At 61.3% G+C, this 11,501-nt stretch carries 10 protein-coding genes; 6 read left to right on the forward strand and 4 right to left on the reverse strand.

Annotated elements, in window-relative coordinates:
• Position 1: 1 nt before the first annotated feature.
• Positions 2–682, reverse strand: a complete 681-nt coding sequence (gene tsaB, locus FNU76_RS17830; RefSeq protein ID WP_144279441.1) for a tRNA (adenosine(37)-N6)-threonylcarbamoyltransferase complex dimerization subunit type 1 TsaB — start codon at positions 680–682, stop codon at positions 2–4.
• Positions 683–892: 210 nt separating this feature from the next.
• Here tsaB and FNU76_RS17835 point away from each other — a divergent pair, with 210 nt between their 5' ends.
• From FNU76_RS17835 to FNU76_RS17845, 3 genes are all read left to right on the forward strand, one after another.
• Positions 893–1,753, forward strand: coding sequence for a pirin family protein (locus FNU76_RS17835; protein ID WP_144279442.1), 861 nt, complete (start codon positions 893–895; stop codon positions 1,751–1,753).
• A gap of 245 nt (positions 1,754–1,998) precedes the next feature.
• The gene (locus tag FNU76_RS17840) at positions 1,999–2,868 is read left to right on the forward strand and encodes a pirin family protein (protein WP_144279443.1); all 870 of its coding nucleotides are present in this window, start codon (positions 1,999–2,001) and stop codon (positions 2,866–2,868) included.
• Between the two features lie 262 nt (positions 2,869–3,130).
• The gene (locus FNU76_RS17845) at positions 3,131–4,387 is read left to right on the forward strand and encodes a M23 family metallopeptidase (RefSeq protein ID WP_144279444.1); all 1,257 of its coding nucleotides are present in this window, start codon (positions 3,131–3,133) and stop codon (positions 4,385–4,387) included.
• A gap of 42 nt (positions 4,388–4,429) precedes the next feature.
• Here the strand turns inward: FNU76_RS17845 and FNU76_RS17850 are convergent, their stop codons facing one another.
• Positions 4,430–5,896 (reverse strand): B12-binding domain-containing radical SAM protein, encoded by a 1,467-nt coding sequence (locus tag FNU76_RS17850; protein ID WP_144279445.1) that lies wholly within the window; start codon positions 5,894–5,896, stop codon positions 4,430–4,432.
• A 153-nt stretch (positions 5,897–6,049) separates the two neighbouring features.
• Between FNU76_RS17850 and FNU76_RS17855 the strand changes: the two genes are divergently transcribed.
• Complete coding sequence (locus FNU76_RS17855; protein ID WP_144279446.1) at positions 6,050–7,126, forward strand: AI-2E family transporter; 1,077 nt, start codon at positions 6,050–6,052, stop codon at positions 7,124–7,126.
• A gap of 105 nt (positions 7,127–7,231) precedes the next feature.
• On the opposite strand, the gene FNU76_RS17860 is transcribed toward FNU76_RS17855, so the two are convergent.
• Positions 7,232–8,260, reverse strand: coding sequence for a nucleotidyl transferase AbiEii/AbiGii toxin family protein (locus FNU76_RS17860; RefSeq protein ID WP_144279447.1), 1,029 nt, complete (start codon positions 8,258–8,260; stop codon positions 7,232–7,234).
• Complete coding sequence (locus FNU76_RS17865) at positions 8,253–8,849, reverse strand: DUF6088 family protein (RefSeq protein WP_144279448.1); 597 nt, start codon at positions 8,847–8,849, stop codon at positions 8,253–8,255. Before FNU76_RS17865 ends, FNU76_RS17860 begins: the two co-directional genes overlap by 8 nt.
• A 243-nt stretch (positions 8,850–9,092) precedes the next feature.
• Between FNU76_RS17865 and FNU76_RS17870 the strand changes: the two genes are divergently transcribed.
• On the forward strand, positions 9,093–10,499 hold the full coding sequence (locus tag FNU76_RS17870) for a cytochrome P450 (RefSeq protein ID WP_144279449.1): 1,407 nt from the start codon (positions 9,093–9,095) through the stop codon (positions 10,497–10,499).
• Positions 10,500–10,764: 265 nt separating this feature from the next.
• Complete coding sequence (locus FNU76_RS17875; protein WP_144279450.1) at positions 10,765–11,361, forward strand: bactofilin family protein; 597 nt, start codon at positions 10,765–10,767, stop codon at positions 11,359–11,361.
• Positions 11,362–11,501: the final 140 nt, after the last annotated feature.

Below are 11,501 nucleotides of genomic sequence, written 5' to 3' on the forward strand. Positions count from 1 at the left end.
CTCAGCTTTTTACGCGTTCGCTGGTCTTCAAGGCCACCTTATTGCGGATGTAGAGCAGCTCCAGCTGTTCGGCGGCGATGGCGCGCCCTGCGGCGAACTCCACTGCCGCCAGTTTCATCACCCCGCGCGCATGGGGGAAACATTCAGCCCGCACCGCCTGCAATTGCGAACCGTAGCGTTCCGTCAGCGCGGCGGGCTGTGCCGTGAAGCCGCTACCCAATCCCAGCCATTCTCCAGCCGGGAGGTCGGGTAAGGCCTGCGGTCCGCATACCACGGTGGACAGCACTTCCCGCCAGCCATCTTCCTGCTTCTCGAACCCGGCCAGATAGAGTTCGCCCATCCGCGCGTCCAAAACCGCCAATACCCGTTCCGCCCCGCTGTCGGCCGCCATGGCCGCCAAGGTGTTGACGCCGACGGTGGGGATATCCAGGCCGAAAGCCAAACCCTGCACAATGCCGCAGCCTATGCGCAGGCCGGTGAACGAACCGGGTCCCACGCTCAGGGCAAGGCCGTCCAGGTCCTTGAAGCTGGCGCCGGCTTCGGCCAGCAGCGCCTGCATCATCGGCAGGCCCATCTCGGCATGCTTTTGCTGTGCGTGCCAATCGCGCGACAGCGTTTCGCCCTGGTATTGCAGGCAGAGCGACAGGTATTCGGTGGAGGTGTCGAGGGCGAGAAGATTCATGGTGGCGAAATTTGAACGATCAGCGATTCTAGCATGCCCATGCGGCGCGCCTCGGGGCTTGCCGGCAGGCAAGGCGATGGGGTGTTCCAACGATGTGCAATAAATTTGAATGATATTGCTAAATTTTTCCGCTATCTCTGCGAGGTGCCTTGCTGAAGAATGGCAAATGTAAACACAGTCAATGTTCAGGATTACTGAAAGGAACCCATCATGACTACCTCGCTTACCACCCCTCGTGAGGTCGAACGCCTGGTCAAGGGCATGCCCACTTCGGATGGCGCCGGCGTCAAGCTGCTGCGTGTGCTGACCCAGGATCTACAAGTCCGTCTCGATCCTTTCCTGATGCTGGATTACTTCCATACCGATAATCCGCAGGACTACCTGGCCGGATTTCCGGAGCATCCGCATCGGGGTTTCGAAACGGTCACCTATATGTTGGACGGCCGTATGCGCCATCGCGACAATACCGGCAATGAAGGGGTGTTGTCCGCCGGCGGCGTGCAGTGGATGACGGCCGGGCGGGGCATTGTGCACGCCGAGATGCCGGAGCAGGTGGATGGCCTGATGCAGGGCTTTCAACTGTGGCTGAATCTGCCCGCCGATCGCAAGATGGTCGCACCTGCCTATCGCGATATCGCCGCGGCCGAGATTCCCGTGCTACGGACCGGGCAAGGCGTGACCGTCAAGGTGATCGCCGGCGAGGCCTTGGGCCAGGCCGGTGCGATGCAGGTCGCCGATACCGAGCCGCTCTACCTGGATCTGCAGCTGCCGGCGGGTACGACGTTCGAACATCCGCTGGACGAGGGCTTCAACAGTTTTGCCTATGTTTATGAGGGCAGCGCCCTGTTGGGCGAGCGTGGCCAGCGTGTCGCGGCCGGGCAGATGGCGATATTGGAAACCCGGCCGGGGCGTGACGGCGTGCGCATCGCCGCCGGCGATGTGGCCGCCCGCGTGCTGTTGATTGGTGGCCGGCCATTGCGCGAACCCATCGCACAATGGGGTCCATTCGTGATGAATAGCCGCGAAGAAGTCATGCAAGCGGTGCAGGATTTTCAAACGGGTAACTTTTAGACAAGGAAACACTGATTTAATGCGCTAACGAGCGAAGGGTGCGTGGTTGTTAGCGCTTTAGCGCTTACAACCACGGCCTCCTCCTTGCGAGGACGAGGCTCCCTCGCGGCGGCGAGGGCAGGGGGAGTGGGATAAAACAGCGAGGAAACGTTGATTTATCACGATCCGTGAACACCCGGCTCTGCCGGGTGGTGAGCTGCAGTTTGAGAGCGCGCAATATTTCAGCATGTCCACAAGGAAGCACCATGTCCACCATCCAGCATCTGCTCAAGCCGCACGAACGCGACCTGGGCGGGTTCACGGTCAAGCGTCTGCTGCCCTCGCTGCCCAAGCAGGCGGTCGGCCCCTTTATCTTCTTCGACCATATGGGGCCGGCCGTACAGGCGCCGGGGGAGGGAATGGATGTGCGGCCGCATCCGCATATCGGCTTGGCGACGGTAACCTATCTGTACGAGGGAGAAATCCTCCATCGCGATAGCCTGGGCAGTATCCAGGCGATACGGCCCGGCGACGTGAACTGGATGACCGCCGGCCATGGCATCGTCCACTCCGAGCGTACGCCGCCGGCCGCGCGCGACAGCGGCCAGACCTTGCACGGTTTGCAGACCTGGTTCGCCTTGCCGCGCGAATACGAACTGACCGAGCCGGCCTTCTTCCACCATTCGGCCGACAGCCTTCCGCTCCTCGAGTGGCCTGGCTTGCGTCTGCGGGTGGTACTGGGGAGTGCCTATGGCCAGCGTTCGCCGGTGCAGACCTTTGGCGATACCTTGTATGTGGCGGGCGAGCTGGATGCCGGCGCCGTCTTCGAGATTCCCGCCGACCACGCCGAGCGAGGCGTCTACCTGGCGCGCGGCGCCATCGAGATCGACGGCGAGGCTGTCATGCCAGGTCAGTTGGCGGTGTTGCAGCCGGGCGTCAATGCCACGGTGACGGCGCAAGCCGAAAGCCGGCTGATGGTGCTGGGTGGCGAGCCGCTCGATGGTCCGCGCTATATCTGGTGGAATTTTGTCGCTTCCAGCAAGGAGCGCATCGAAGAAGCCAAGCTGCGCTGGAAATCGGGCGGCTTCCCGCAGGTGCCGGGCGAGACCGAGTTCATTCCCCTGCCGGAAAAATAACGCTCCCCGTACGCGCGCCATGCCAACCCCACCCGCCGAGTTCGCTGTCGGCCGGTGGGGTTTTTTACGCCTGATCAAAAATAGGACAGCTGTGCCATAGACCAGTTATCGCGGCTTCGCTAGTAAGGATTTATGCAATACACATATTTTCCCGCTTGCGTAGGGTGACGGCTCCGTAGTGATTATGACAGTGGTATCTATCAGGCTTCGTTGATAAATGCCGAGTGACTACGCCTAATCGCCTGAAAACAAAGAGGAAACAATGTCTACTCAATCGTATACCGTGACCGCAGCACTGTTGGCCAGCCTCTATCTCAGCCTGCCCGCCGCAGCCGCGCCCGCTGCCGTGGCCGACGAAGCCTTGAAACGCGCGGCCACCAGCGCCCTGCTTGGTAATATTGCCACGCTGGCCCCCGGTGCTGCCCCGACCGACACCTTTGTCGAAATCAGCAAGAGCAATGCGGCCCGCAACTGGGTGATGGGCTCGGTGACCCAGATCCTGGGCGCCAATCGTGAGGACGTTCCCGTTACCCGCTTGTTTATCGCCCGCCAGAACGGCAAGAGCTGGACATTGGCCCTGCAAGGCAGCGAAGCCTTTTTCAGCATGCTGGACAGCGCGCCGGACGCGGTACTGAGCAGCGCGGAAAAGAGTGCCTTCCGTAGCCAGCGCAAGACCGCCGGCACGGCCAGCAAGTCACTGTCCGATCCCGGGATGGCCCAGGCCAATGCGGTTACCGGCGATACCGGCCTGAGCCTGCCGTGGGCCGAGGGCGTCGCCTGGTATATGGGCGGCGGCGCACACGGCGACAGCGGTACCAGCCGTCCATTCGATTCGCTGGATTTCTCGGGCGGCGACGGCCAGGTGCTGGCGCCGCGCGATGGCCGCATCTACAAGAGCTGTGTGCGTAATAGCAGCGCCATCGTGCAACTGGTGCACGACAACGGCTACACCACGCGCTACTACCACATGGTCAATCTGCCCAACCTGACGGACGGCACGCTGGTGCGCAAGGGTGCCTATCTGGGCCAAATGGGTATGGGCCTGCCTTGCGGCGGTTCCACCACCGGCCCGCATGTGCATTTCTCGCTTAGCTACAACGGCCAGGCCATGCCGGTAAACGGCAAGACCCTGGGTGGCTGGCAATTCTTCGAAACCGGGACCGCCTATCAAGGCTATGCCATGCGCAATGGCCGCCGCGTCAACCAGGGCGGCTCGCTGATCAATTACGGTTCCGGCACCACCACCCCGCCGCAAACCGGCAAGACCGTGACGGTGAAGACGCCAGAAGCCAATCGCTTGGCTAACCTGCGCAGCGCGCCCAAGCTGAGTGCCAGCATCCTGGGCACCGCCCGCAACGGTGACCGTATCCAGATCGTTTGCCATGCCTACGGCGACTGGGTGGATGGCACCTGGGGTCGCACGCAGCTGTGGAATCGCCTGGCCGCCGGCAGCTGGATCAGCGACGGCTTGGTCGATACCGGCAGCAACCAGCCCATCGTACCGCTCTGCTCGAACTAAGACCCACGGGCTCCGCTCGCTCAGGCGCGTGGAGCCCGCTGTTCAATGCGCCAGATGCGCGGCCTGCCGGGGTGGCAGCGGTGACGCGGGGCGGCTCGTCCCCTTGGGCGCTGCCGATTTGCCGGCAGCGTCACCGGCTACGGTCAGGCCGCGCGTCTCCAGCCAATCGGCAAGCAGGCGGGCGAGACGATCCAGTGCAATGCGGTGGGTAGCGTCGGTCCGGGCATAGAGCCAGTCCGACAGGGCCATGAATTGGTCGAAAGGTGCATCGCCCAGCAAGGTGGGCAGGAGGGGCGCGAATCGACCGGAATTGGCCACGAGGTCCCAATAGCGGGCAAAGCGGACCAGCCTTTGCATGGTGGCAAAGTCGATCCGGTCGGTGGCCAGGATGCTATAGGGCGGATAGGGATCGAAAAGCAGGCCGTAAGGTTCGGTGTGGCGAATGATGGGCGTGCCGCGCAAGCGCTTGAGGATGCCGAATTGGATCTCGTGCGGGCCCAGGGCGACCAACTGGTCGAAGCCGCGGGCGAAGCTGGCCATATCTTCGCCCGGCAGTCCTGCGATCAGGTCCACATGCAGATGGGCGTGCGAATGATGACGTAGCCAATGGATATTGGCCGCAGCCTTGGCGTTGTCCTGTTTGCGGCTGACGAGGGCCTGCACATCGGGGTTGAAGGTCTGTATGCCGATTTCGAATTGCAGCGCACCAGGCGGGAAGCGGGCGATGGTGTCCTTCAGGGCCTCGGGCAGATGATCGGGCACCAGCTCGAAATGCGCGAATACCGGGTCGTCCGGGCGGAGCGCAATCTTGTCGAGGAAGAACTGCATGATCTTCAAGCTGGTCTTGATATTCAGATTGAAGGTGCGGTCGACGAATTTGAACACGCGGGCGCCGCGGGCATACAGCCCGTCCATCTCGGCCAGGAAGGCATCCAGCTCGAAGGGCCAGGCGGTCTTGTCCAGGGCGGACAGGCAGAACTCGCACTTGAACGGGCAGCCGCGCGAAGCTTCCACATAGAGCGTGCGCTGGGCGATATCCATGTCGCTGTAAAGCGAATAAGGCAAGACCAGGTCCCGCAGCGGCGGCTGGATGCCGGCGTGTATCTTCATCAGGGGGCGCGGCCCATGCAGGATCTGCCGGCACAGCTGCGGCAGGCTGACCTCGCCCCAGCCTGTGATCAGATAGTCGGCCATCTGCACGATGGCTTGCTCGGCCGATTCGTACGACACTTCCGGCCCGCCGAGAATGATCTTGATATCCGGCGCCAGCCGTTTGAGCAGCGCGACCACCCGGGTGGTTTCTTCCACATTCCATATATATACGCCGAAGCCGATGATGCGCGGCTGCAGCGCAAGCAGCTGCTCGACGATGGTGCTGGTCCGGGCGCCGATCACGAATTCCGCAATCCGGGTCTGCGCCCGTAGTTCGGCCATATTGGCCAGCAGGTAGCGTAAACCCAGCGAAGCGTGGCTGTAGCGGGCATTCAAGGTGGAGAGGACGATGGACATGGCGGGGTGCGATACGGGGAAGTGCTATTTTACGGCGCTTGCGCCGAGGTATGCTACTTGCTCTGCCAATTGATCGCATTGGCGCCGACCGTCAGGGTCCCAAAGACCCGGCGTGCGGTGGCGGCCTCGAATCCATCCTTAACGGAATCCTCCATGAACACCCCGGCTTTGCAACGAGCAACTTTCCTGGCGCTGCTGGTCACCATCTCGCTGGCCTTCGGCTGGATACTCTGGCCTTTTCACGGCGCGGTCTTCTGGGGCGTGGTGCTGGCCATCCTGTTCGCGCCCCTCCACCGCCGCCTGCTGGCGGCTACCGGCCAGCGGCGCAACCTGGCAGCCCTCGGTACGCTGCTGCTCTGCCTGCTGGTGGTGATCCTGCCCTTGATGCTGATCACCGCCACCCTGATCAAGGAGGGCACCATGATCTACACCAAGCTGGATGCCGGTGAAATCGATATCGGCCACTATCTGCAGCAGGTGTTGGACGTGCTCCCCACCTGGCTGGTCAATGTGCTGGAACGTCTTGGCCTGGACAACCTGGCAAGCCTGCGGGCGAAGCTGTCGGCGGCGATGGTGCAGGGAAGCCGCAGTATCGCCGCCCAGGTGCTCAGTGTCGGCCAGAACGCGTTTCAGTTCCTGATCGGCTTCGGCATCATGCTTTACCTGCTGTTTTTCCTGCTGCGCGATGGCGCCAGCCTGGCCACCCGCATCAAGCAGGCGCTGCCCTTGAGCACCGAGCACAAGCGCCATCTCTTCCTCAAGTTCGCCACGGTCATCCGCGCCACGGTCAAGGGCAATATCGTGGTGGCCGCCACCCAGGGGCTGCTGGGCGGTGTGATCTTCGCCATCCTGGGCATACAGGGGGCCTTGCTGTGGGGCGTGGTCATGGCCTTTCTGTCGCTATTGCCGGCGGTGGGGGCCGGTTTGATCTGGGTGCCGGTAGCCGCCTACTTCCTGCTGACCGGCGCCGTTTGGCAGGGCGCGGTACTGATCGCCTTTGGCGTGCTGGTGATCGGCCTGGTGGACAATCTGCTGCGCCCCATCCTGGTCGGCAAGGATACCCAGATGCCGGACTATGTCGTCCTTATCTCTACCCTGGGGGGGATGGCGCTGTTTGGTTTGAATGGTTTCGTTATCGGTCCGGTTATCGCGGCGATGTTTATCGCGGCTTGGGATCTGTTTGCGGCAATGCCGGAGCGTACCGCGCCTATGCGAAATGATGTTGAATAGGGCGTAGGGAGCGAAGTCCGGTTTACTCCACCGCGATCGGCTGTGGTGCGTCGACCGTAATGCGTATGGCGATGGTGGTTTCAGTGCATCGCGCGCCTTTCTCCGCTAGTTGATCAGCACTTGTCGATTGGCCTTGTCTTGGATTGCATGGCACTGCGCCATGATCTCTGCAAAATTCGGCTGATTCAGCGCCAGTAGACCATCCTCCAGCATTGCGGCGTAATCGCGCTCAAGTGCTGCCCGCGATTCTCCCGTAGGAATTAATTGCAGTTGGCCACTGGTGGCGGCGAAATAGTCGATTTTGTTACCTGTCTTATCTTTCTCGGCAAAGAACATCGACTTGTGTTCTGCCACTGCCCTGGCCAGTGCAGGGGAGGCGCAAGCATCAGCGAAATGAGTTGTGTTTGCTATGGCGGCCAGATCGTACCAATGGCGCGAGTAGCGTTCACCGCGTAAGCGCCCCTGCAAACAATAGACGTGGGCTGCGGTGGCTTTTTCCCAAAAGGTACGTTCAGCCGCCATTACCAGCGGTTTGGCGGTTGGAAAGGCTACGCCATCGATTTCCGAGGCGATGTCGCAGGTCACGGTCTGAGCGCGGTGAGGTTCGCCGGTTGCTCGTGCACCAAACTCCAATTGAATAGTCGGCACTGAATAGCCCGAGCCGGTTTTATTGGCGGGATACGCCAGTATCAGCTTGTCGTTTTCCTGACCGGATAGGGTCAAGTTGGCTTCAATACCGGCTTGTGCCATGGCCGTTTCAATGACAGGTTTAACTTTGGCCTCAATCCAGCACGGCAACCGATTGCGTACCGCACTACTGATTTTCTTTTCTTGGCTTGAAGTAGCGGGAATGGGATTGCCTTGGGGAAGTAGGTCGGCCACCAATTCTCGAATGTCGTAGGTTAGATCCACATCCTCTGAAAACCGATCGATGATGCGGTAAACCTTGGATAGCGATGTACCACCCTTGAAAGTGAGCGTATTGGCCAGGTCTGATGCGTAGAGGGCAGAAAGCACCCATACCACCCAAATGTCTTTTTCAAGCAAATGCGCGGGACGGCCCGAACGTGAAGATGCATAGGTCAAGGCCTCGAACTGATCGCGCTGGTTGAGCAAAAACCATGATTCAGCCATGAACCGGTTCCTCGCTCACGACCCGCGCCAACCAGCTCGGAAGCATTGCCCGCGCGCTACGCATGGCCTCCCATTCTGCTTTGGGCAACGTGGCGCGTAGTTGCCTTAGTGCAGTAGGTGCCGCTTGGGGTCCCAACCACGACAAGGCACGAATTGCCATGCCGGCCGGACGCTTGCCCAGGAGCAACTGCCAGCGGCCGACATGCTTGAGTTCAACGCTTCGTTTACCAAGCTGAAGCTTACGGGAGCGGCCGGACGTAAAAAACACCTCACGTGTAGGCACTTGTGTGGTTAAACCCAGTGCATTGGCGTCCGCCGCACCATTAGCGACGACGGTTTCACCGTAATTGACTTCAAGCGAACGCACCACCGACTCGGTGGATGGTGCACGAAGACCGAATCGTCCTTGATGCGGTGTGACATAGGCACCACGGCTTACACGTATCAATTTTCCTGCTTGCACCAGCCGGGACATGGTTTTGTCGATGGCAGCCCGTGAGCCAAGGTGCAGGAATCCCTTGGGCGATAGCAAGCCACCCTCCGGCAGATTCCGAGCGGCAGACAAAATATTCTCAGCAAGTTGGCTCATGGATACGATTCCTTTGTCAGAAGTATAGCTAAATATCTGACATACCGTAAATGGCTGTGAAAAGAGGCCGCGACCCCATCTTGCCTAAGCGTTTATCGATATCTACTGGTTCTCGCCATGAGATTGTCTATTACCTGCACTTGCGGCTAAGTTTAAAGCCCGCATGCGAGCAGGCTCCGCCTCGCGGGGGCCAGCCGGCACCTCTGCCGGCCAGGACGACAATCCCTGCATAAGGAGCCAGCCATGCCTACCTCTGCCACCTTGCCCGGCAGTCCTCCCCCTTTGCGCGCACCCAAGCCGGCCGGGCAGCTATTGCTGGGCCACCTCAAACCCTATCGGGCCGATATGCTGGGTTTCCTGTCCCGCAGCCGCGCCGAACTGGGCGATATCTTCCGTATTCGGCTGGGGCTGCGCCATCTGCATGTGTTGGGTCATCCCGATATGGCGGAGCAGGTGCTGATCAAGGACAAGGCCCGTTTCGGCAAATTGGCCGAACTGGCGGAACTGGGCAGCAAACGGGAAATCGGCCTGGGTCTGGTGCTGGGCAAGGGCCTGGTGACCAATTATGGCGAATCGTGGCGACGGCAGCGCCAGATGATCCAGCCGATGTTCCACAAGGCCCAGATCGCCGCCATGGCCGATGCCATGACGGCGGCCGGCGATCGCCTGCTGGCGCATTGGCGGACGTCCTACCAGCCGGGGCAGACGGTGGACGTGGCGCAGGAAATGATGCGCGTGACCGTCGATGTGGTGAGCCAGACCATGTTCGGTGCCGACTTGGTGGATAAAGCCTGTTTTGTCGGGGATCGATTCCCCTTGTTGCTGCGCTATGCCTTCAGCAGCATCAGCAACCCCTTCAGTCCGCCGCCTTCCTGGCCCACCGCGCGGAATCGGGCCTTTCACAAGGCCATGCAGGAATTGGATGAGCTGCTTTACGGCCTGATCGACCAACGTCTACAGCGAGGCGAGCCGCGTGGCGATCTGCTCGATATGTTGCTGGTGGCGCGGGACCATGAAAGCGAAACGGGCATGTCGGTACGGCAGTTGCGCGACGAGGTGGCGACCATCTTCGGCGCGGGACACGAAACCACCGCCAATGCGCTGACCTGGACCTGGTACCTGCTGTCGCGCCATCCGGAAGCGAAACGCAAGCTGAAAGAGGAGCTGGCCAGCGTCTTGGGCGGCCGCACGCCAACATTCGCCGACCTGCCTCGGCTGGTATATACCCGAGCGGTATTCGAGGAATCCATGCGCCTATTCTCACCCGCGCCGGCCCTGCCGCGCGCCGTGTTGCAGGATACTACCGTGGCCGGCTACGGATTGCGCCGGGGCGAGTTGGTGATGGTGGTGAGCGATCTATTGCATCATCATCCGGCCTTCTGGCGCGAGCCGGCACGGTTCGACCCGGAGCGCTTTCTTCCCGGCGCGGTTCCGCTGCAAGCCCATCGTTGCGCCTACCTGCCTTTCGGTGCAGGACCCCGCGTCTGCATAGGCAACCACTTTGCCTTGATGGAGGGCCAGCTTTTGCTGGCGCAGATCGCCCAGCGCTACGATCTGCAGCTGGTGAGCGGCCATCCTGTCGAGCGGGAGGTGGCGGTGACGATGCGGCCTCGCTACGGTATGCCCATGAAGCTGGTGGAGATAACGTAAGCGGCAGCGTCGCCTATGGCCGACACCAGCTAACTCAGCCATATCAGTGACTTGGCTATCCTCAAGCCGCCGCTGTCGCCCAGCGGCGACGAATCACCGGAAGCCGCACCACGTCTCCCCAGTCGAAAGACTGGAATAATCCTTTTAAATCAGCGTCTCGTCATCGTTGGCACGAAGTTTGTTAGATAGGCATTGCCGGGCGTGAAGCAACGCCCGGCCCGCCTGGGCGATGCCCTTTGTCTACCGCCAAGATTTGCGAGGAAGCATGTTTAACAAGGCCACTACGCTTAACAAGTCCACCCCGGCCGGCGCAGAGTCCCGCTCCAGCGTGTTGGGCGATAACCGGCAATCTACCCTGGCGCGAGCCAGCGAGACCCAGAAGGCGCTGGACAGCATGTTGTCCAGCCCACCGGTGCCGAGCGCGGCGCAGGACGCCAGCGAGCCGCTCAACGGCAGCCGCTTGATCGTGGGCGCCAACGTCAAGCTGAAGGGCGCCGAAATATTGGATTGCGACACCCTGGTGGTGGAGGGACGGGTCGAGGCGACGATGGACAGCAGGGTGCTGCGCATCGCCCGGCACGGCGCCTTTGCCGGCAAGGTAAGTATCGACGTGGCGGAAATCCATGGCGAGTTCGAAGGTGAACTGCTGGTACGGGAACAGTTGATTGTCTACGCCACCGGCCGGCTCAAGGGCCAGATCCGCTACGGCCGCATCCAGGTCGAGGAAGGGGGCGAGTTGGCTGGCGATATCGGACCCTTGACCGGTTCGGAGAATCGGCCGGTGCCTATCCGGTCGACCACGCCCGAGTTGGCGCCGGTACCGGTCGAACGGATACCCTTGGCTACCGGCACTTCGGGTTGATCGGATTCTGGGGGCGTAGTAACGCTACGCCACCAATTCTTTTGCGCTGACACACTCGGCGTATTTTTCTGGGCAAACCCAGTCTGCAGGCCGCTGCCACCCTGATGGCGCTTCCAATAGCGGCCTGCTGCGCCGCAATA

The organism is Chitinimonas arctica (genome assembly GCF_007431345.1).
Classification (GTDB): Bacteria; Pseudomonadota; Gammaproteobacteria; order Burkholderiales; family Chitinimonadaceae; genus Chitinimonas; species Chitinimonas arctica.